Genomic DNA, 22,098 nt, shown 5'->3' with positions numbered 1-22,098 from the left:
CCTTCGCCTTTCCTTTATGTCCACAATCCTGTTTTTATACAGTTTAAGAGCATAGTTTTCTAAAGTTCATATATAATGAACGCTTTAAGAAGTGAAACTCGTGAAGGGAGTGAACCAAGCGTGTTAACAAGCAGCTTTGTACTTGGGTCAACGTCTCATGGCTTTAATGGCGGAGACATGTTATACCAATTAGTAATGTTTATCATTTTGTTAGCGTTGCTGAAGAAATTTGCATGGGGTCCTCTAATGGGCATCATGACTCAACGTGAAGAACATGTTGCAAATGAAATTCAAGCAGCTGAAGCTAGCAGACAAGAAGCACTTAAATATTTAGAAGAACAACGTGAAATCGTAAAACAATCTCGCACTGAAGCGGGACAACTTATAGAAAACGCGAAACTTCAAGGTGAAGCACAGCGTGAAGAGATCGTGAATCAAGCACGTCTTGAAGCTGAACGCGTCAAAGAAACAGCTAAGCGTGAAATCGTACAGGAAAAAGAAAAAGCCATTACGGCATTACGCGAGCAAGTGGCATCTTTATCCGTACTTATTGCTTCTAAAGTAATAGAAAAAGAATTATCCGAAGCAGATCAAGAGCAACTGATTAATGACTACATTCAAGAGGCAGGAGAAGGGAAATGAGCGATATAACAGTAGCAAAGCGTTATGCCGTTGCCCTTTTCCAAATTGCGAAAGAGCAAAATCTCATTAACCAACTTGAAGAAGAGCTTCGCATAGTGAATGAAGTTTTTACAAATGATAATGAGCTATTAAGTTTTCTGGCTCATCCTAAAATGACTAAAGATGCAAAAGCCGCTTTGATTGCAAATGCATTTGCAAGCCTTTCTTCTTCCGTTCAAAACACTGTGATGTTGATGGTGGAGCGTCATCGTACAGATGAAGTGACAGCAATGGCACAAGAGTTCATTGAACTTGCGAATGAAGAAAACTCAGTAGCTGATGCAACGGTCTATACAGTACGTCCATTGACTGAAACGGAAGTGGAAGCTGTGTCTTCATCTTTTGCAGCGAAAATCGGCAAAAGAAATTTACGCATTACTAATATTACAGATAGCAATATCCTTGGCGGCATCAAATTACAAATCGGTAACCGCATATATGACGGGACGATTAGCGGTAAGTTAGATCGCCTTAGCAAACAACTATTAGGTTAATATTCACAGATAGGGGTGAAATTCATGAGCATCAAAGCTGAAGAAATCAGTGCGCTGATTAAAAAGCAGATTGAAAACTATCAGTCGGAAATTAAAGTAAGCGATGTTGGTACGGTTATCACTGTTGGTGATGGTATCGCACGCGTTCATGGTTTAGATAATGCAATGTCTGGGGAGCTCTTAGAATTTTCCAATGGGTCAATGGGATTAGCACAAAACCTTGAGCAAAATAACGTTGGTGTTGTTATTCTTGGACCATTCAGAGACATTAAAGAAGGCAGTGAAGTACGCCGTACTGGCCGTATCATGGAAGTGCCAGTTGGAGAAGAATTAATCGGACGTGTCGTGAATCCGCTTGGACAGCCATTAGATGGCCTAGGCCCGATCGCTACGACAAAAACTCGTCCAATCGAAAGCCCTGCAACAGGTGTAATGGACCGTAAATCAGTACATGAACCTTTACAAACAGGTATTAAAGCAATCGATGCATTAGTTCCAATCGGTCGTGGACAACGTGAGTTGATCATTGGTGACCGTCAAACTGGTAAAACATCAGTTGCGATCGATACAATTCTTAACCAAGCTGACCAAGATATGATCTGTATCTATGTGGCTATCGGTCAAAAAGAATCAACGGTTCGTGGAACTGTTGAAACACTACGTAAAAATGGTGCTTTGGATTACACAATCGTTGTATCTGCATCAGCTTCTCAACCAGCACCACTTTTATACCTAGCTCCATATGCTGGTGTGACTATGGGTGAAGAGTTCATGTTCGCTGGCAAGCACGTTCTTGTGGTTTACGATGATCTTTCTAAGCAAGCATCTGCATACCGTGAACTTTCCTTGCTACTTCGCCGTCCTCCAGGTCGTGAAGCATTCCCAGGGGATGTATTCTACTTGCACTCCCGTTTACTTGAGCGTGCAGCAAAATTGAATGACACTTTAGGTGCCGGTTCAATCACTGCGCTTCCGTTTGTTGAAACACAAGCAGGCGACATCTCTGCTTACATTCCAACAAACGTAATTTCCATCACTGATGGACAAATCTTCTTGCAATCCGATTTGTTCTTCTCAGGTGTACGTCCTGCGATTAACGCTGGTCTATCCGTATCCCGTGTTGGTGGATCTGCACAAATTAAAGCGATGAAAAAAGTTGCCGGTACTTTACGTCTTGACTTGGCTTCATACCGTGAATTGGAAGCATTCTCTCAATTCGGTTCTGATCTGGATGCTGCAACACAAGCAAAACTTAACCGTGGTGCTCGTACAGTTGAAGTTCTGAAACAAGACCTAAACAAACCGATCAAAGTTGAAAAACAAGTCATGATTTTCTATGCATTGACTAAAGGTCATTTAGATGATATTCCAGTATCGGATATCCTTCGTTTTGAAGAAGAATACTATGTGTTCCTAGATCGTTCTCATCCGGAATTATTAGATCACATTCGCACAACTAAAGGTCTTCCTGAAGACGCTGCTATCGTTGCTGCAATTAACGAATTCAAAAAGAACTTCGTTATTTCTGAATAATAAAGGTCTAACTAATTTATAAAAGGGTGGTGAGAATGAATGGCCTCTTTACGCGATATTAAGTCTCGGATTACTTCAACGAAAAAGACGAGTCAAATTACAAAAGCGATGCAGATGGTATCTGCTTCTAAAATGAACCGTGCAGAAGCTAATGCTAAAGCATATGTTCCATATATGGAAAAAATTCAAGAAGTGGTATCCAGTATTGCGAACGGAAGCACGGATGCATCTCATCCAATGCTTACTTCACGTCCCGTTAAGAAAACCGGTTACTTGGTAATCACATCGGACCGTGGATTGGCTGGGGCTTACAATAGTAGCATCCTTCGCCACGTTCATAAAACCATTCTTGAACGCCATAAATCCAATGATGAGTTCGTCATTATCGCAATCGGAAGGGTTGGCCGTGATTTCTTTGTCAGCCGTAACATGCACGTAGAGCTTGAAGTAATTGGGGTTCCTGATCAGCCGTCTTTCGCTGACATTAGCTCCCTTGCAAAATCGACAGTGAATTTATATCTGAATGAGCTGTGTGATGAGCTTTATATGTACTATAACCATTATGTCAGCCCAATCCAGCAGGATGTAACGGAAAAGCAAGTCCTTCCGTTAGCTGACTTCAATACTTCCAATGCAACATTGACTTCTTATGAATTTGAACCGAATGCGGAAGAAATTCTTGAGGTATTACTGCCTCAGTACGCAGAAAGTTTGATTTATGGTGCTTTGTTAGATGGTAAAGCAAGTGAGCACTCTGCACGTATGACTGCAATGAAAAATGCGACCGATAATGCAAAAGAGTTGATCGACTCACTTTCATTACAATATAACCGTGCACGTCAGGCAGCGATCACTCAAGAAATTACAGAGATTGTCGGCGGTGCAGCAGCTTTAGAATAAAATCATTAAAGGGGCGGTCGGCCCGGACGAAGCTTGGCCGTTCCATAAACTCGATAGTCGTTATAAGCAACGTTAGGAGGGAAAACGATGAATATAGGACGCGTTACTCAAGTTATGGGTCCGGTTGTTGACGTGAAATTCGAAGACGGACAACTTCCTAAGATCTATAACGCGTTAAGAATCGAAAATACAGCGTCTGGTACAGGACTAACTCTTGAAGTGGCCCTTCAACTAGGTGATAATACAGTTCGTACTGTAGCAATGTCTTCCACTGATGGTTTAACCCGTGGTGCAGAGACTGTTGATACAGGAGCTCCAATTTCAGTACCTGTAGGTGAAGTTACACTAGGTCGTGTTTTCAACGTATTAGGGGAAAACATTGACCTATTTGAACCACTTACAGCAGAGGTGCGTCGTGATCCAATTCACAGACAAGCACCAACATTCGAGGAATTATCAACATCAGTTGAAATTCTTGAAACGGGTATTAAAGTAGTAGATTTACTTGCTCCTTACATCAAAGGTGGTAAAATCGGTCTCTTCGGTGGAGCCGGTGTTGGTAAAACTGTACTTATCCAAGAACTGATCAATAACATCGCACAAGAGCACGGCGGTATCTCGGTATTCGCTGGTGTAGGTGAGCGTACTCGTGAAGGTAATGACCTTTTCTACGAGATGACTGATTCTGGTGTTATCAAGAAAACGGCAATGGTATTCGGACAAATGAACGAGCCGCCAGGTGCACGTATGCGTGTCGCTCTAAGCGGTTTGACAATGGCTGAATATTTCCGTGACGAACAAGGACAAGACGTTCTTTTCTTCATCGATAACATTTTCCGTTTCACACAAGCAGGTTCTGAGGTTTCCGCCCTACTAGGACGTATGCCTTCAGCGGTAGGTTACCAACCAACTCTTGCTACTGAAATGGGCCAATTGCAAGAACGTATCACTTCAACAAATAAAGGTTCAGTTACATCCATTCAAGCGATCTATGTACCTGCCGATGACTATACGGATCCGGCTCCAGCTACAACTTTCGCTCACTTGGATGCAACAACAAACCTTGAGCGTAAGCTTTCTGAAATGGGTATCTACCCTGCAGTTGATCCATTGGCGTCTTCTTCCCGTGCCCTTAGCCCGGAAATCGTTGGCGCTGAGCACTATAAAGTGGCTCGTCAAGTGCAATCGACTTTACAGAAATATAAAGAACTTCAAGATATTATTGCCATCTTGGGTATGGACGAATTAAGCGAAGACGAAAAAGTAATCGTTGCCCGTGCTCGTAGAATTCAAAACTTCTTGTCACAAAACTTCCACGTGGCTGAACAATTCACTGGTCAAAAGGGATCTTATGTACCAGTTAAAGAAACAGTCCAAGGATTCAAAGATATCCTAGCTGGAAAATATGACGAACTTCCTGAAGATGCTTTCCGTTTAGTTGGCCGCATCGAAGAAGTTATTGCTAAAGCAAAAGAAATGGCTTAATTAAAGGGACCTAGGAGGGAATGAAATGAAGACCATTAAAGTCAATGTTGTTACTCCCGATGGCCCAGTATATGATGCAGAAGTTGAAATGGTAAGCACTAAAGCTAAAAGCGGTGAGCTGGGAATCATGGCTGGACACGTTCCAACCGTAGCCCCGCTTACCATTGGTGCTGTCCGTCTTAAAAATGGAAGCAACACAGACTATGTAGCTGTAAATGGTGGCTTCTTAGAAGTTCGCCCTGATGTGGTAACCATTTTGGCTCAATCTGCTGAAAGAGCTGAAACTATCGATCTTGCACGTGCTCAAGCAGCAAAAGCCCGTGCTGAACAAAGATTGCAGAACAATGATGGATCAAATGATGCCAAAAGAGCTAATTTAGCGCTTAAACGTGCCATCAACCGAATCCAAATTGCAGAAATGCGATAACTTTAATTGATGAAAACACCTGATCGAGCCATTCGTGGTAAGATTTGGTGTTTTTTTTTAACCAAAAGGTTTTTGAGGATAGTAATATTTAATAAAAAAGCTTGCAGAATGAAAAAAAAGTCGAATTATAGAGTAAAGTATTTTCCATTTTAATCCTTAACTCGTCGACATGCTTTTAGCCTGATGTTATAATGTATACGCTTACAAATATAGCTTTATACCCCCTCCTTTCACGTTGCTTCTAAAAGAATGTCACCCTGCATAATATTTAAAAGGTATCCAAAAAGAAGACAAGCAAATCTATATTGCACCCATTTAACATGATTTATCCATAAAGGGAGATGAACATGGGACAGCTGCATATTTATCAAAATAATTATTTAATTGTATTTGTTTTCCTTTGTCTCGGCATTTTATTGCCTGTGATCGCTTTATTTCTTGGTAGACTGCTCAGGCCTTATAAACCGACAGATATGAAATATACGACTTATGAAAGTGGAATCGATCCTTTTCAGGATTCAAGGGTTCAATTCAATGTCAGGTATTATCTATTCGGATTGATGTTCGTCATATTTGACGTAGAAACGGTTTTTCTTTACCCATGGGCGGTCGCTTATGATGAACTCGGACTGTTTGCATTGATTGAAATGCTGTTTTTTGTCCTGATCCTTATGCTAGGGCTAATCTACGCTTGGAAAAAGAAGGTGTTAAAGTGGAATTGAAATTGGATGAACTTACCCCTGCAGAAATGGAAGAAATGCGACACAGTATTTTTTTATCCACACTTGAACAAATAAAAGGCTGGGCTAGAAGTAACTCACTCTGGCCAATGACTTTCGGTTTGGCCTGCTGTGCAATTGAAATGATGGGTGTCGGATCATCACATTATGATTTGGATAGATTTGGTTCATTTTTTCGGACATCACCCAGACAATCGGATGTGATGATTGTTTCAGGAACTGTAACGAAAAAAATGGCTCCAATAATAAGCAGATTATATGAACAAATGCCAGAACCTAAATGGGTAATTGCCATGGGGTCCTGTGCGACTGCTGGCGGGCCTTATGTTCACTCATACTCAGTGGTCAAAGGGGTAGATCAAATTGTACCTGTCGATGTATATATTCCGGGTTGTCCCCCAAACCCAGCTGCACTTATTTATGGAATCAATAAATTAAAAGAAAAAATCCGTTACGAGGCGAAAACCGGAAAGCGGGTGATATAGATGAGTGAAAAGGAAGACTTAGCGAAGCAAAAGGCAGCGGCAGCTGCCAAGGCGAAGGCAGTAGCATTGGCCCGAAAACAGGCGAAAGCTGAAAGTACGGATGCGGAAGATGAAACGGATATAGCGAAGCAAAAGGCGGCGGCAGCTGCCAAGGCGAAGGCAGTAGCATTGGCCCGAAAACGGGCGAAAGAAGAAGCTGCGGAGAAGCCGGAAGGTGAAACGGATATAGCGAAGCAAAAGGCGGCGGCGGCGGCCAAGGCGAAAGCAGCAGCATTGTCCCGAAAACGGGCGAAAGAAGAAGCTGCGGAGAAGCCGGAAGATGAAACGGATATAGCGAAGCAAAAGGCGGCGGCAGCTGCCAAGGCGAAAGCGGCAGTATTGGCCCGAAAACAGGCGAAAGCTGAAAGTACGGATGCGGAAGATGAAATGGATATGGCGAAGCAAAAGGCGGTGGCAGCGGCCAAGGCAAAAGCGGCAGCATTGGCCCGAAAACAGGCGAAAACTGAAAGTGCCGGGAAGCCGGAAGATGAAACGGATATAGCAAAGCAAAAGGCGGCTGCGGCGGTCAAGGCGAAAGCAGCGGCATTGGCCCGAAAACAGGCGAAAGAGGATGCGACCGGAAAACCGGAAGGCGAAATGGATGCAGCGAAGCAAAAGGCGGCGGCAGCGGCCAAGGCGAAGGCAGCAGCCGCTGCCAAAGCGAAAGCTGCTGCTGCGAAGAACAGGACCGCTGTAAAGGAAAGCGAGGAAGTTATCGTTCCTAGCGAGCTTTCTCCAAATCAGTCGAAACTCGATCAAATTGTTTCTGCTATTGAAAGCCATTTAGGACAAGGGGCATTATTAGAGCACTATCTTAATAGATTATCAAAAGATGTACCCACTATAGTGGCTAATCCGGATACATATTTCTCAATAGCAAAATTTCTGCGATACGATGAACAGCTTGACTTTTCGTATTTATCGGAACTTCATGGTACGGATTTTGAATCCCATATGGAAGTCTATGTACATTTGCATTCGTTCAAAATGAATCAATCAGTTGCCTTGAAGGTGAAGCTTGATAGGGAATCTCCCGTTATTCCATCATTGGTCTCATTATGGTCAGGAGCAAATTGGCCAGAATGTGAGGCATATGATTTATTAGGTATTAATTTTTATGAACACCCTGATCTAAAACGGATTTTACTTGGTGATGATTGGAAAGGGTACCCCCTTAGAAAAGATTATCAGCCTTATGATGTGGAGGTGTAAGCCCAATGTTAAGGACGGAAGAAATGCTTCTCAATGTCGGGCCGCAGCATCCGAGTACACATGGTGTTTTTCGGCTTGTCATCAAGATTGACGGTGAAATTATAAAAGAGGCTACACCTGTTATTGGGTATCTGCATCGCGGTACGGAAAAATTAGCGGAAAATCTGCAATATACTCAAATAATCCCATATACCGATCGGCTCGATTATCTAGCGGCCATGACAAATAATTATGTGCTTTGCCATGCTGTTGAGACAATGATGGGGGTGGAGATTCCCGAAAGGGCAGAATATTTGCGGGTTATCGCAATGGAATTGGGCAGAGTTGCAAGCCACCTTGTCTGGTGGGGTACATACTTGCTGGATATAGGTGCGACGAGCCCTTTCCTATACGCCTTTCGAGAACGTGAAATGATCGTTAATTTATTGACTGAATTGTCAGGGGCACGCCTTACATTCAATTATATGCGTGTCGGAGGTGTGAAATGGGATGCTCCTGAAGACTGGATTGCGAAGGTTGCCGAGTTTGTCCCTTATATGAGGGAGCAGCTTGCCGGTTACCATGAGCTTGTGACAGGGAATGAAATCTTTGTTAATCGGGTTAAAGGGGTGGGCATCTATACGAGGGAAGAAGCCTTGCAGTATTCGCTTAGCGGTGCCAACTTAAGGTGTACAGGTGTGAAATGGGATTTACGAAAAAATGAACCTTATTCCATTTACGACAGGTTCACATTTGATGTTCCTACAAGGGAAGAGGGTGATGCCTTTTCACGCTATCACTGTAGAATGGAAGAAATCGAAGAATCACTGAAAATAATCGAGCAGGCGGTTGAGCAATTTCCAGAAGGGCCGGTCCTTGCTAAGGTCCCTAAAATAATAAAGGTTCCTAAGGGTGAGGCATTTGTCCGAATTGAATCACCAAGAGGGGAAATAGGCTGTTATATCGCGAGTGAAGGGAAAAAGGAGCCATACCGTTTGAAATTTCGCAGACCTTCGTTTTATAATCTGCAAATTCTTCCGAAATTATTGGAAGGGGAAAATATGGCGAACTTGATAACGATATTAGGTGCAATCGATATCGTTTTAGGGGAGGTGGATGGATAAATGATCAAGGATCTTCTCCACTCCGCTCCAAGCCTGCTGAATTTTGGCATTTTTTTTGGTTTGGCAGTCCTGCTCCTGTTCGTCGTATTAGGGTTTGTAACCTATGGAATCCTTTCAGAGCGAAAAATCATGGGATTCATGCAGATGCGTGTCGGCCCAAACCAAATTGGGGGGAAATGGGGTCTCTTGCAGACCGTTGCCGATGTTTTGAAACTTCTGATCAAGGAAGATACGATACCGAAAAAAGCTGATAAGCCGTTATATATTTTAGCTCCGATGATTGCTTTTGCCCCTGCTTTCATGGTCCTTGCCACCTTGCCGTTCACTGATGCCTTTCAATTTGCTGATATAGGTGTCGGATTGCTTTATTATATGGCGATTTCCGGCATATCGACCATCGGCATCGTCACAGCGGGTTGGGCATCCAATAATAAATATTCTTTGATTGGCGGAATGAGGGCAGCCGCGCAAATGATATCTTATGAGATCCCTTTGGTAATGTCGCTAGTGGGAATCGTCCTCATAACAGGCAGTTTAAACTTGAATGATATAGTTGCAGCCCAGGAAAGGGTTTGGTTCATTTTTCTTCAGCCGATTGCGTTCATCGTGTTTTTTATTGCATCGGTTGCCGAGTTGAATAGGGTTCCTTTTGACCTTCCGGAAGCGGAATCCGAACTTGTTGCAGGCTATCATGTTGAATATTCTGGATTTCGCTGGGCCTTCTTTATGTTATCCGAATATGTGTATATGTTTGCAATGGCAACGCTAACCACTGTATTATTTTTAGGGGGATGGAATTCTATTCCGTTTTTGGATTTTATTCCGGCAGCCATCTGGTTCGGTCTGAAGTTCAGTGCCGTATTCTATGTATTGGTCTGGATTCGTGTAACCTTTCCTCGTATAAGGGCCGATCAATTGATGGAATTCGGATGGAAGGTGCTGCTTCCGGTTGCATTGGCTAATATATTTTTGACGGCACTTATAAAAGAATTGATTAACCTTTTTTAGAAACTTAAGCTGGTCGGAAAGCGAGGGATTTATATGCTTGGTTTAGCAAAAGGTTTAACCTATACATTAAAGAACTTGACGAGGAAAAAAGTGACCTATGACTACCCGAATGAGCCGCTTCCGCTCCCTGACCGATTTCGCGGAATCCAGAAATTCTATCCTGAAAAGTGTATCGTATGCAATCAGTGCGTGACGATTTGCCCAACGGATTGTATTCAATTAACGGGTAAGAAGCATCCGGACCCGTCGAAAAAAGGGAAAATCATCGATACGTATGACATCAATTTCGAGATTTGCATTTTATGTGATTTATGTACGGAGGTCTGCCCTACAGAAGCAATCGTGATGACGAATCAATTCGAGCTGGCAGAGTATAGCCGTGATCATCTATTTAAAAATCTGGAGTGGCTGGATGAAAATGATGAAAATATCCGGAAGGTGAATAAAGTATGAGTTTGTCGGGTGAATTAATTGCCTTCATTGGTTTGGCACTCGTCTCGATAGTAGGCGGGGTGCTGCTGATTACCTTAACAAAAGTGGTGCACATGGTAATTGCACTTGTTTTTACTTTCTTGGGCATTGCAGGCATTTATATGTTGCTTTCGGCCGAGTTTGTCGCCATTGTTCAAATCCTTATTTATTCAGGGGCTATTACGATCGTGATGCTATTCGGGATTATGCTGACAAAACACCATGAAAATGATGCACCTGCTAAAGGGGGCTGGGGGAATTTCTCTTTGCTGGCGGCGATTGCTGGATTTGCCGTGGCGGTGTATCTGGGGATTTATAATCTGGATATACCTGTACAGCCAACGGCCTTGCATGAGGAAAATACAAAGCAAATAGGAATCGAACTTTTTTCAAAATATGTTATTCCATTTGAAGTGATGTCGGTACTCCTGCTTGTTGCTTTAGTCGGTGCCATCGTATTGGCTAAAAAAGATGATGAGGAGGGAGATCGATCATGACGGGAGTTCCCTTGTCGGCTTACCTTGTATTGGCACTCGTTTTATTTTGTATAGGGCTGTATGGTGCTTTGACGAAAAGAAATGCGGTCATTGTTTTGATTTCAATCGAGCTGATGCTGAACGCTGCAAATATCAATTTAGTTGCCTTCAGTAAATTCGGGGTAACGCCATCCATTACGGGTCAAGTTTTTTCCTTATTCACGATTACGATCGCTGCGGCCGAGGCGGCTGTGGGGCTGGCTATACTGATGTCCCTTTATCGCAATCGGAAGACGGTCAATGTCGATGAAATGGAAATTATGAAGAATTGAAGGTTTATATAAATGAAGAAGGGGATTTGATACGATGATGGAGTACGCATGGCTCATACCGGTCTTTCCACTCGTCACGTTTCTGGTTCTGCTTCTATCAGGCGGGCGGTTGCGGGAACGAGGGGCTTTTATAGGAATAATATGTACATTGGCTTCGTTTGTTTTATCGTTGCTCGTCCTGATGGAACGATTTAAAGAACCTACTTATAATATATCGATAGATTGGCTTTCCTTCGGGGGGACGCAACTTTCAGCTGGATTCGAAATCAATCAGCTTAATGCCTTGATGCTTGTGGTCGTTTCCCTTGTCAGCCTCCTTGTCCAGATATATTCGAAGGGGTATATGAAGGGTGAAGTGCGATTCTCCATTTTTTATGCTTATCTGGGCTTCTTCACCTTTGCCATGCTTGGACTTGTCATGGCACCCAATTTATTACAACTTTATATCTTCTGGGAATTGGTCGGGGTGGGTTCTTTCCTGCTCATTGGTTTTTACTTTTATAAACTGGAAGCTAAGGCTGCGGCGAAGAAGGCATTCATCATGACCAGGATTGGCGATGTTGGGCTCTTAATCGGCATCATTCTGCTATTCTGGGAAACAGGCAGCTTTGAATATGGAGAGATCTTTCAAACCGTTCAGTCGGGCATGATATCAAGTGAAAAACTGACACTAATCGCTATTTTGATTTTTATCGGTGCGGTTGGGAAGTCTGGACAATTTCCACTTCACACATGGCTTCCGGATGCAATGGAAGGCCCGACTCCGGTTTCCGCATTGATACACGCAGCAACCATGGTTGCTGCAGGGGTTTACCTGGTGGCGGCCATGTTTCCGTTATTCATGGCTAGTTCTGCTGCGATGCAGGTCGTAGCGATAACAGGTGGAATTACAGCCATATTTGCCGCAAGCATTGCCATCGTGCAAAAGGATGTTAAGCGTGTATTGGCTTATTCGACAATCTCTCAGCTTGGTTTTATGATGCTTGCTTTGGGTACTTCGGGATATGTGGCCGGGGTGTTTCATTTAATGACCCATGCCTTTTTTAAAGCATTGCTGTTTTTGGCAGCAGGCAGTGTTATTCACGCTATACATACACAGGATATGGAAAAGATGGGCGGCCTATGGAGTAAGTTGAAATGGACCGGTCCGCTGTTCTTGACTGGCACGTTGGCGATATCGGGGTTTCCGTTGCTCTCAGGTTTTTTCAGTAAAGATGAAATTCTAATGGCAGCCTGGGAGAATGGTAGTTATATATTGTTTGGTCTAGCGGTGGTTACCTCCTTTTTAACTGCGTTTTATATGTTCCGGCTGTTTTTCATGATGTTTGCAGGCGATTCGCGCAGTCAAGTAAAACAGGTCAAGGAATCACCTTCCATCATGCTAATTCCCATGCTCGCATTGGCTTTGCTTGCTGTAATCGGCGGGTATATCCAAACACCGTGGTTTGGAACTTTCCTTGGGGAGTGGCTTGTGGAGGGAAATGAAGCTGTTCTAGGCGCCAGCCATAGTGAGGGACCCGTTTGGATAATGTTGCTGGCCGTGCTCGTATCGCTGGCCGGGATATACCTTGCTTATATGATATACGCTAAAAAGAAGTTACCTCGGGACTGGCTTGTCAAAGAAAACTCCGAGGTATATCGGGTTTTGGAAAAAAAGTATTATATTGATGAGATTTACCATTACACTGCAGGCTATGCAGTCAAAGGCTTTAGTATATTCCTATCTTATATAGAAAGGTTCATTGTCGGCGGACTGGTTTCCACTGTGACAAGTTCGATAGAAGGATTGGGAAAAATAGGGTCTAAACTGCAAACAGGACAGGTACAGCAATATGGCATGATAGCCTTTCTGGGACTTGCGGTACTGTTGGTGATTTTTGCAGTAACTGGGGGGTATCTAAGATGAATGTCTATTTGCTCTCGCTTTTAGTGTTTTCACCGCTGCTGGGCATAGTGATGGTTGCCCTCATGCCGAAAAAAGAGGAAAGGACGATTAAACAATTTGGCTTTTTCGGAACACTGCCTCCTCTTTTCCTATCGTTCTTTCTATGCAGCCAATATTATTCGGGTGTGGCCCTATCCTTATTTGACATTAAGTTGAATTGGATCAGGTTTGGTAATTTGGAGATGTATGATCCCAAGCTCTTCACGGTTGACTTTGAGTTGGGGCTGGATGGATTAAGTCTCATCTTCATATTACTGACAACAATCATTTCATCACTGGCCGCAATCGCATCCATTTATATAAAAAAGGAATGGAAAGGGTATTATTTGTTATTTTTGATCCTGGAGATTGGGATGCTCGGTGTCTTTACCGCAGAAAATTTGATCCTTTTTTTCATCTTTTTTGAAATGACCTTGATTCCTGCTTTCTTTTTAATTGGCAGATGGGGCTTTCTGGAGAGGGAGAAAGCTTCTTATAATTTTCTGATTTATAATGGCATTGGTTCGGCTGTTTTATTGGTGGCTATTTTGATTTTGTTTGCCAGGACTGGTACGACCAACATTGCAGCATTGACACAGATGATGACAATGGGCGGTGTTTCACTTTTTGCACCAATATCCGGTTCGATGAAATATGGTTTATGTCTCGCCTTTCTCGTGGCATTTGCGATAAAGCTGCCCGTCTTTCCCTTTCACAGCTGGATGGTGCGGGTCCATGCAGAAGCACCTCCATCCATAGTCATGATACATGCGGGTGTCCTATTGAAAATAGGTGCGTACGGAATCATCCGGTTTGGAATGGGGATATTTCCTGAACAATATAAAAGCTTGGCCTTTACCATTGTCCTATTTGGGGTCCTCAGTTTTTTATATGGTGCATTTCTAGCCTTGGTACAAACGGATTTCAAGCTCGTTTTAGCCTACTCATCGATCTCACATATGGGTATAGTCATGATGGGGCTGGGAGCCTTGAATGAAGCGGGCATTCAGGGAGCTATTTTTCAAGTCATCTCACACGGGCTAATTGCTGCTTTGTTGTTCTTCTTGGTGGGTGTTTTGTATGAGCGGACGGGAACCACCATGCTTCCTAAGCTAGGGGGATTGGCCAAGTCGATGCCGATTTTTTCAGGGTTTATGTTAGCCTGCGGGATGGCTTCACTCGGTTTGCCTGGCATGTCTGGCTTCATCAGTGAATTCATGGTATTTATTGGCTTATTCAAGAGTCAGCCGTTGCTTGCGGCAATAGGCGTGGTCGGGCTTGTATTAACCGCTGTCTATGTACTGAGGGCGGTCATGATGATGACTTTCGGGAAAAATGCTAGCTTGATAGAAAAAGAGAAACGGGACCTTGGAAGCTGGGAATTTGTCCCTGCATTGGTTCTTCTCGGTTTGATAATATCTATTGGGGTATACCCAAATTTGTTAGGCGGGCCTCTTCAAGGAACGATTGAAGCCATGATGCTAGCTCTAGGGGGGCGATGAAGGATGGATTGGAACACGATGCTTTCTTATGATTGGGGAGCGATGATGCCGGAATTCATCATCCTTGGAACGACCATGATTCTTTCGATATTGGATTTATTCTGGCCGAAGCACTTTAATCGGAGAAAACTGGCATGGCTCGCGCTAACCGGAATCATTTTGGCATGTTTGTCACTGATTAGCCTGCTATCCTTTGAGACAGTCAGTATCTTATCCGATACGTTTCGTTTGGATTCTTTTGCAAAGGCTTTTAAGCTGCTGCTGTTATTCGGAGCGGCCCTGATCATCCTTCTGGCTGAAGGGTATGAACCGCAAGAGGGGCTGCGGGAGCACCGGGGGGAATTTTATTATCTGTTCCTGACCGCGTTGCTTGGAGCGATGGTCATGTCCTCAAGCGGTGATTTGATAACGCTGTTCGTTGGACTGGAACTTCTTTCACTTTCATCTTATATATTGGTCGGAATGCGCAAGCATGATCGGAAGTCCAACGAAGCGTCCATGAAGTATGTGATAAACGGAGGCATTTCCACAGCGATCACTTTATTCGGGATGAGCTATTTATATGGAGTGACCGGTTCCGTCAATCTAGGCGAAATGAGCCGGACGATGGCTGCGATGACGGACGGCCAGCTGCAATACATCATGGGCCTCGCTTTCTTCATGGTGTTTGTCGGTGTAGCCTTCAAGATAGCTGCCGCTCCATTTCATATGTGGGCGCCGGATGTGTATGAGGGGGCACCGACACCGGTCGCAGCCTTCTTGAGTGTAATTTCGAAAATGGCGGGTTTCGTCATCATCCTGCGCATTTTTCTCTCGTTGTTCCTAACAGCTTCCGGTGATACGTTCGGAGCGCTCGACTTTTTGGAAAAAAATAATATCTATATAGCTTCGTTGGCGGGCCTGACGATCATCATTGGAAATGTGGTTGCGTTAAGGCAGCAAAATTTAAAACGATTATTCGCTTATTCAAGCATTGCCCATGCGGGTTACCTGCTTGTAGCGGTGGCTACATTGGGCGGGGGATATTTTCTCCTGGATACTGTCTGGTTTTACCTAATGGCTTATGTATTAATGAATATCGGTGTATTCGCAGTCATTCAGCTGCTATCCAGCCAAAGTGGGTCAGAAGATATTAGCATTCTTGCAGGACTGGGGAGGAAATCACCTTATCTTGCCATGGCATTCACCGTATTTATCCTGTCGCTTGCTGGAATCCCCGGAACGACAGGTTTCATTGGCAAACTTAATATTTTTCTTGGAACATTCATAACGGAGCCTGGACATTTTGTCCTTGCGGGAATCATGATTGCAGGTACCATTGTATCCTATGTGTATTATTTCGGATTATTGGTTCAGGTCTTTTTCCGACCCATCCATTCAGAGAAGGTCATTAAATTCCGTCCGGGTCTTTACATTGTGTTGATCATTTGCGTAATAGGCACCATACTTTTCGGGTTGGCTCCAAATATTGCCTTTGATTTTATTCATGATCAATTTGGCGAATTTACAGACTTTATTTCAAGTAAATGATATAATGCCTGTATCAGAGGCTTGTTCCATTGGATCAAGCCTCTATTTACAGTTTTAAAAAGATATTTTGCAATTCTTCCTTTTAAATTCCAAATATGAAGGGGTTTTGTGTTAGAATAGAATTCGGGTGTCTGTTAGGAGGTATGTACATGTTTTCAGCAATGGGACAGCAGGCTTTAACAGGAATAATTGCACACTTGTTTTTCATCGCAGTTACCTGGTGGGCTCTCCAGGCATTACATTTTGATAAAATATTAAGATCCAATTCTGTCATCAAGGCCAGGGTTTTATATATTTTATTAACGGTTGCCATCGGTTCAGTTGTAAGTAATTTCTTCCTCGACTACCTGGGATTTGCAAATCAACTTCCGTATATGTTTAGTAATGACTGATATGCTGTAAGAATTTTCTTATAGTAAAATATGATTCTACTCTTGTATTCACATTTGCTTCCTGCCAGTTTAAGGGGAAGTTGTCACCAATTGTCGGAAAACTCGAAGTATGATCTCTCTCCTTCTGGAAAGAATGTGTAAAAGGGGAGGGATTTAACATGTTTAATTTAAACAAAAAAATGTTAACATACATAGTATTTCTCGGTTTGATGGTGATTTTAATTGGGAATAGTACGATTGTGGCAGAAAGTAAACCAGATATAGTTAAAATGGTGGGACTGTTACAAAAAGATAAAGATTTAGACATAGGGGATTGGTCTGTACTCACTAGAGAAATAAATAAAGAGATTACAACTAAACAAGAGTTTGAAAGCGAAGTTACAGCTTTAAAACGAAAATATCCTCAATTTCAATGGCACCGGAAAGATGATGCTTCCGGCTGGAAGGCTGAGGCGTTAACTCACAATGTCGATTCAGGTCTGACCGAGTCTATCAAAATAATGACAACGGAAGAGAAATTTGATAAAGTTACCTATGTTATTTACGAAGTGAAGGGGAAAAAGTGGAAGAAAGCCAATAAGGAATTTTTTACCGCTACGTTCCGAAACAGGGTGAATGACCTATTTATAGGAACTCCTTCAATTTTTTCTTGTATTAAAGGGTCTATCAATGATAATATGGATTCGGTTTTAAACTCTAAAACTGAAGACCTGTTAGATATGTTCCAAGCAAGGGAAATTGAAAGTGTGCATGAAACAAACTTTACATCTATATCTGCACATTCAACATTGTTTAAACAACCTTTGACAAAAGAAAAATTAAATTTGCAGTTTGGGCTACGGACAGAAGGATTGGGTGACCGAACGAACTTTGTAGTTGGCACACCAATCATAACGTTTGAATATTAATATAGAGAAAATGGACGCGGAGGGGAATACTTTTGGAAAAAATCATCGTCCGCGGCGGAAAAAGGCTTAGCGGGACAGTTAAAGTAGAAGGTGCTAAAAACGCCGTTTTGCCAGTTATCGCTGCAACATTATTAGCAAGTGATGGGAAAAGTATCATTAAAGATGTTCCTACGCTCTCCGATGTATATACAATCAATGAAGTATTGCGCAACTTAAATGCAGATGTTGCCTTTCATGACAATCAAGTAACTGTAGATGCATCAAGAGAGTTATTAGAAGAAGCACCATTTGAATATGTACGTAAAATGAGAGCTTCCGTTTTAGTGATGGGCTCATTACTAGCAAGGAATGGCCGGGCCCGCGTTGCTCTTCCTGGTGGCTGTGCCATCGGATCACGTCCTATCGACCAGCATTTAAAGGGCTTTGAAGCGATGGGAGCAAAAGTGAAGGTCGGCAATGGTTTCATTGATGCCGAGGTTGAAGGCAGACTTAAGGGTGCAAGAGTGTATCTTGACTTCCCGAGTGTGGGTGCCACTGAAAACATCATGATGGCAGCAACACTTGCTGAAGGTATAACTATTCTTGAAAATGTGGCCAAAGAGCCTGAAATTGTAGATCTTTCGAATCTCCTTAATAAAATGGGTGCTAAAGTCAGAGGTGCCGGTACTGGTACTATGAGAATCGAAGGTGTCGATAAATTATATGGCACTGAACATACGATTATACCTGACCGTATCGAAGCTGGTACATTCATGACTGCGGCCGCTCTTACTGGCGGCAATGTTCTTGTTCAAGGAGCTGTACCTGAACACCTTACTTCCCTTATTGCCAAAATGGAGGAAATGGGCGTTGAAATTCTTGAAGAAGAAGATGGATTACGCGTTATCGGTCCAAAAACCTTGAAGGCCATTGATATCAAAACAATGCCGCATCCTGGTTTCCCGACTGATATGCAATCGCAAATGATGGCATTATTACTGCGTGCTGAAGGAACAAGTATGATTACGGAGACCGTTTTCGAAAACCGTTTCATGCATGTTGAAGAATTCCGTCGCATGAATGCCAATATTAAAATAGAAGGCCGTTCCGTTATCGTCAATGGTCCAACTAACATTCAAGGTGCTGAAGTAGCTGCAACAGATTTACGTGCCGCGGCAGCGCTCATCCTGACTGGATTGGTTGCAGATGGCATTACACGTGTTACAGAATTGAAGCATCTTGACAGAGGATACGTGAATTTCCATGGTAAATTGGCATCTCTAGGTGCTGATGTGGAACGTATTAACGAAGATGTGCCTGCTGAAACAAAAAAAATCGCAGATTTAAACGCATAAGTTAGCTTATAAAACCATTCACGTTCGAGTCATTGAACCGTGAATGGTTTTTTTGTCTTGTTCCGGGTTCATCGCCTACAGTTAAATAGTTGTCGTTTTTCTATTCATAAAAGCTTGTCCTTCGACATACATTTGTTATGTAAAGATACCTGCTGAATGCGATTTACGGCAGAGAAAACAAGTGTAGGGAGGCTCAGGAATTTGAAAGCAATCAAACCGATGATCGTACTATTCATAGCAGTAGCATTCGTAATTATCATGATTCCAGCAGTGCTTGTGCTTCCATTTTCAAATGAAAAGACAAGTGGGCAATTGACCGAAGAATTGGAAAAGAAAGTGAAGAATGAGGGTAAAGAGGTAGCTGCAAATGAAATGAGTTCCGTAGAAGTTGCCGTTTACCGCACATCTGCAAAAAAAATTGAAAAACTGCCGATTGAATCGTACTTGACTGGTGTGGTTGCAGCTGAAATGCCAGCAGATTTTGAAGAAGAAGCGCTGAAGGCACAAGCATTGACAGCGAGAACCTACATTGTCAATCAGCTCATAAGCGAAAGTCGATTAGGCTTGCCTGATGGTGCCGATGTAAGCGATACGGTCATGCACCAAGTTTATAAGAATAATGATGAGCTGAAAAAACAGTGGGGCTCTGATTATAAATCGAAGATGCAAAAAATCAACAAGGCTATAAAGGAAACGGCGGGTCAAATCTTAACCTATGAAGGAAAACCGATTACTGCCACTTTTTTTTCGACCAGCAATGGCTATACGGAGAATTCAGAGGACTATTGGCAAGCTGAATTTCCCTATTTAAAAAGTGTATCCAGTCCGTGGGATAAAGAAGAATCACCAAAATTTTATAATAAAGTTGTTGTCGATACTGCAGATTTTGAAAAAAAGCTGGGTGTAAATCTTTCTTCGGGAACATCAATAGGAACTGTCATTGAAAGAACATCAGGTAATCGCGTAGGTGTAGTGGATATCGGAGGAAAGAAAATGACAGGAAAACAGATTCGTGAGAAGCTCGGGCTGACATCATCCGATTTTGACTGGGAGCGTCAAGGCAACCAGATTGTCATCACGACAAAAGGATCCGGACACGGAGTTGGAATGAGCCAGTACGGTGCTAATGGCATGGCCAGGGAAGGAAAAACCTATGAAGACATCGTGAAATATTATTATAAAGGCGTCAAAGTTCAGTCTTCAAGTAAGTGGCTGAATACGATGACGGCAAAAAAATGAGAGTGGGGATCCCATCTCTCATTTTTTTTCGTTTAAATTTTCTATAATCGTCAAAAAGCCCCGTTTACGCTTGAAATAATGATATTGGACATGAAAATAGACTGCAGCGACTCCAATGATATCTTTAATGACATCTATCAAGGTAGAGGAGCGGTATGGGACGAAAGATTGGTGGTATTCATCAATAACCCCGTAAAGGCAGGCTACAAGGGCAGCCAACAGGCTTAAACCTGGTTTCATTTTTTGGTTTGCGGCAAGGGCCGAAACTAATAATATATACAAAAGGGCAAATTCGACCAGATGAAGTGCCTCTTTGATAAATCGGTCAATAGAGGATGAGGGAAGATCAAGAATCATATCATCGGGGTTGCTCGACATTATCCATATGGCAATCATATATAGGAAAGGCAATAACGTTAACACAAGTTTAAAAGCTTTTTTCATGATTTAATCATCCTTCAACAGTAAGATATCAAACATTTTACCATTCTGCGAATAAAATCGGTTTCATTTCCACAAAATAAATCTAAAAAATTTTTTTCCTGAATGTATATAATCTTAGCAAAATGTTCAGAATGATTGCTGAGGTGATTAATATGAGAGAGGAAGAAAAGAAACCAACTTCCACAATCCGACGTATACTAAAACAACGTTGGGCATTATCAGCAATCTATATCGCAAGTGCAGCCATAATCTTAGCCGCGGCCTTCTTATTACAAAATAGTTTTAATGATTCAGCTAAAGATGGCGAGGAATCAGCTGAAACAGGAAAAAACTATGGTGAGCCTTCTGTAGAGGTAAATAGTAATCTTGAGACAATCAAGATGCCTGTAGCCGATGCAGACAAAACGGTTATCAAGAAACAGTTTTATGATGTGAATGCGGATGAAAAGGCACAAGAAGAAGCATTGGTTTTCTACAACAATAGATATGAGCAAAATAAAGGTATAGACATTGCTATGGAAGATGGAAAGTCTTTCGATGTAAAAGCTTCCTTAAGTGGAAATGTAACGAAAGTTCAAGACGATGCGTTACTTGGAAATTTAGTTGAAGTTGAGCATGAAGATGGTGTCGTTACCCGTTATCAATCTGTTAAAGACATTAAGGTTGCAGTCGGTGACAAAGTGAAACAAGGACAAGCAATTGCTACAGCTGGAAAAAGCCAAATCAATGAAGAAGCTGGCGTACATGTCCACTTCGAAATCAGAAAAGATAACATTGCGTTAAACCCACTTGATTTTGTTGATAAACAAGCTTCTGCGATCCAATCGGCAACTGAAGCCGAAGGCAGCGAACTTGAAGATTCAGCTAATAAAGAAGAAACACCTGCAGTCGAAGGATCTGAAGCTGATAAAGAAGAAACACCTGCAGTTGAAGGATCTGAAGCTGATAAAGAAGAAACGCCTGCAGTCGAAGAGTCTGAAACTGGCACAGAAGAAGCTCCTGCAGTTGACGAATCTGAAGAGGGCACTGATTTAGAGAATGGCACTGATGAAGAAGGCACTGTCCCTGGTGAAGATACAACTGAAGAAAGCGATTCCTTAAAAGATTCGTTAAATCAATCTAATTAAAATTAAGATTTTTAATAAAATCAAAACAAAAACCTAGAGCGTTACGAATGACAACAACTGAAAATTTGGTAAAAGGAAGCCGTTCACTTTGAACGGCTTCCTTTTTTTCTTTCGAGGAAATATTGGACAATATGCTGAAACCTTTGAATTTTTGACAAATTTCTCGGGAAATAATTTGCTCTTAAGGAAAAGAAACAGATGAAAATCAGAAATAAATCCAAACCTCCTGTCCCATTAGGCATATATTCTTAACCAAGCTAATAAGATGTTATAAACCATGCAAAGAGAGTGTTTGAGGTGAGGAATCGTTTA

23 protein-coding genes are annotated in these 22,098 nt (G+C 42.4%); 22 read left to right on the top strand and 1 reads right to left on the bottom strand.

The features are described from left to right. Positions 1 to 120: 120 nt before the first annotated feature. The 21 genes from atpF to spoIID all read left to right on the top strand — a co-directional run bounded on the left by atpF (position 121) and on the right by spoIID (position 20,215). On the top strand, positions 121 to 642 hold the full coding sequence (gene atpF, locus ABOA58_RS26700; RefSeq protein WP_048685855.1) for a F0F1 ATP synthase subunit B: 522 nt from the start codon (positions 121 to 123) through the stop codon (positions 640 to 642). Next, positions 639 to 1,175 carry a F0F1 ATP synthase subunit delta gene (locus tag ABOA58_RS26695; protein ID WP_101223834.1) on the top strand — a complete coding sequence of 179 codons (537 nt, stop codon included), beginning with the start codon at positions 639 to 641 and terminating at the stop codon, positions 1,173 to 1,175. The genes atpF and ABOA58_RS26695 overlap by 4 nt, the downstream gene beginning before the upstream one ends. 24 nt (positions 1,176 to 1,199) lie before the next feature. After that, the gene (gene atpA / locus ABOA58_RS26690; RefSeq protein WP_048685849.1) at positions 1,200 to 2,708 is read left to right on the top strand and encodes a F0F1 ATP synthase subunit alpha; all 1,509 of its coding nucleotides are present in this window, start codon (positions 1,200 to 1,202) and stop codon (positions 2,706 to 2,708) included. 39 nt (positions 2,709 to 2,747) lie between these two features. Then, a complete protein-coding gene (locus ABOA58_RS26685) occupies positions 2,748 to 3,608 on the top strand; it encodes a F0F1 ATP synthase subunit gamma (RefSeq protein ID WP_101223833.1) in 861 nt (286 codons plus the stop codon). Positions 3,609 to 3,695: 87 nt separating this feature from the next. Then, positions 3,696 to 5,093: a F0F1 ATP synthase subunit beta gene (gene atpD, locus ABOA58_RS26680; RefSeq protein ID WP_061465696.1), complete on the top strand. Its 1,398-nt coding sequence runs from the start codon at positions 3,696 to 3,698 to the stop codon at positions 5,091 to 5,093. Positions 5,094 to 5,118: 25 nt separating this feature from the next. Then, on the top strand, positions 5,119 to 5,520 hold the full coding sequence (locus ABOA58_RS26675; RefSeq protein ID WP_048685840.1) for a F0F1 ATP synthase subunit epsilon: 402 nt from the start codon (positions 5,119 to 5,121) through the stop codon (positions 5,518 to 5,520). Positions 5,521 to 5,867: 347 nt separating this feature from the next. Then, entirely contained in the window at positions 5,868 to 6,242 is a 375-nt protein-coding gene (locus ABOA58_RS26670) for an NADH-quinone oxidoreductase subunit A (protein WP_137017336.1), read from the top strand. Positions 6,243 to 6,268: 26 nt separating this feature from the next. Continuing rightward, positions 6,269 to 6,745 carry a NuoB/complex I 20 kDa subunit family protein gene (locus tag ABOA58_RS26665; RefSeq protein WP_170946902.1) on the top strand — a complete coding sequence of 159 codons (477 nt, stop codon included), beginning with the start codon at positions 6,269 to 6,271 and terminating at the stop codon, positions 6,743 to 6,745. Continuing rightward, entirely contained in the window at positions 6,746 to 7,996 is a 1,251-nt protein-coding gene (locus ABOA58_RS26660; RefSeq protein WP_350300681.1) for an NADH-quinone oxidoreductase subunit C, read from the top strand. Positions 7,997 to 8,001: 5 nt separating this feature from the next. Beyond that, positions 8,002 to 9,099 (top strand): NADH-quinone oxidoreductase subunit D, encoded by a 1,098-nt coding sequence (locus ABOA58_RS26655; protein WP_350300680.1) that lies wholly within the window; start codon positions 8,002 to 8,004, stop codon positions 9,097 to 9,099. Next, positions 9,100 to 10,107, top strand: coding sequence for an NADH-quinone oxidoreductase subunit NuoH (gene nuoH, locus ABOA58_RS26650; RefSeq protein ID WP_350300679.1), 1,008 nt, complete (start codon positions 9,100 to 9,102; stop codon positions 10,105 to 10,107). It abuts the gene before it with no gap. Between the two features lie 33 nt (positions 10,108 to 10,140). After that, entirely contained in the window at positions 10,141 to 10,560 is a 420-nt protein-coding gene (nuoI, locus tag ABOA58_RS26645; RefSeq protein WP_048685828.1) for an NADH-quinone oxidoreductase subunit NuoI, read from the top strand. Continuing rightward, positions 10,557 to 11,075: an NADH-quinone oxidoreductase subunit J gene (locus ABOA58_RS26640; protein WP_350300678.1), complete on the top strand. Its 519-nt coding sequence runs from the start codon at positions 10,557 to 10,559 to the stop codon at positions 11,073 to 11,075. The genes nuoI and ABOA58_RS26640 overlap by 4 nt, the downstream gene beginning before the upstream one ends. After that, the gene (nuoK, locus tag ABOA58_RS26635; protein WP_098371643.1) at positions 11,072 to 11,386 is read left to right on the top strand and encodes an NADH-quinone oxidoreductase subunit NuoK; all 315 of its coding nucleotides are present in this window, start codon (positions 11,072 to 11,074) and stop codon (positions 11,384 to 11,386) included. The genes ABOA58_RS26640 and nuoK overlap by 4 nt, the downstream gene beginning before the upstream one ends. 34 nt (positions 11,387 to 11,420) lie before the next feature. Continuing rightward, positions 11,421 to 13,292, top strand: a complete 1,872-nt coding sequence (gene nuoL, locus ABOA58_RS26630) for an NADH-quinone oxidoreductase subunit L (protein WP_350300677.1) — start codon at positions 11,421 to 11,423, stop codon at positions 13,290 to 13,292. After that, positions 13,289 to 14,812 carry a complex I subunit 4 family protein gene (locus tag ABOA58_RS26625; protein WP_350300676.1) on the top strand — a complete coding sequence of 508 codons (1,524 nt, stop codon included), beginning with the start codon at positions 13,289 to 13,291 and terminating at the stop codon, positions 14,810 to 14,812. Before nuoL ends, ABOA58_RS26625 begins: the two co-directional genes overlap by 4 nt. A 3-nt stretch (positions 14,813 to 14,815) precedes the next feature. Beyond that, the gene (gene nuoN / locus ABOA58_RS26620; protein WP_350300675.1) at positions 14,816 to 16,342 is read left to right on the top strand and encodes an NADH-quinone oxidoreductase subunit NuoN; all 1,527 of its coding nucleotides are present in this window, start codon (positions 14,816 to 14,818) and stop codon (positions 16,340 to 16,342) included. A 149-nt stretch (positions 16,343 to 16,491) separates the two neighbouring features. Then, entirely contained in the window at positions 16,492 to 16,734 is a 243-nt protein-coding gene (locus tag ABOA58_RS26615) for a DUF1146 family protein (RefSeq protein ID WP_101223821.1), read from the top strand. Positions 16,735 to 16,892: 158 nt separating this feature from the next. Further along, complete coding sequence (locus ABOA58_RS26610; protein ID WP_350300674.1) at positions 16,893 to 17,642, top strand: YwmB family TATA-box binding protein; 750 nt, start codon at positions 16,893 to 16,895, stop codon at positions 17,640 to 17,642. Positions 17,643 to 17,674: 32 nt separating this feature from the next. Next, positions 17,675 to 18,976, top strand: a complete 1,302-nt coding sequence (murA, locus tag ABOA58_RS26605; protein WP_350300673.1) for a UDP-N-acetylglucosamine 1-carboxyvinyltransferase — start codon at positions 17,675 to 17,677, stop codon at positions 18,974 to 18,976. Between the two features lie 201 nt (positions 18,977 to 19,177). Then, complete coding sequence (gene spoIID, locus ABOA58_RS26600) at positions 19,178 to 20,215, top strand: stage II sporulation protein D (protein WP_350300672.1); 1,038 nt, start codon at positions 19,178 to 19,180, stop codon at positions 20,213 to 20,215. Between the two features lie 18 nt (positions 20,216 to 20,233). On the opposite strand, the gene ABOA58_RS26595 is transcribed toward spoIID, so the two are convergent. Then, positions 20,234 to 20,659 (bottom strand): VanZ family protein, encoded by a 426-nt coding sequence (locus tag ABOA58_RS26595; protein WP_350300671.1) that lies wholly within the window; start codon positions 20,657 to 20,659, stop codon positions 20,234 to 20,236. 152 nt (positions 20,660 to 20,811) lie between these two features. On the opposite strand from ABOA58_RS26595, the gene ABOA58_RS26590 reads away from it, so the two are divergent. After that, positions 20,812 to 21,786 (top strand): peptidoglycan DD-metalloendopeptidase family protein, encoded by a 975-nt coding sequence (locus ABOA58_RS26590; protein ID WP_350300670.1) that lies wholly within the window; start codon positions 20,812 to 20,814, stop codon positions 21,784 to 21,786. The last annotated feature ends 312 nt before the right edge of the window (positions 21,787 to 22,098 follow it).

This window comes from Peribacillus frigoritolerans, assembly GCF_040250305.1.
GTDB lineage: Bacteria > Bacillota > Bacilli > Bacillales > DSM-1321 > Peribacillus.
This window is presented reverse-complemented; position numbering and strand designations above follow the sequence as displayed.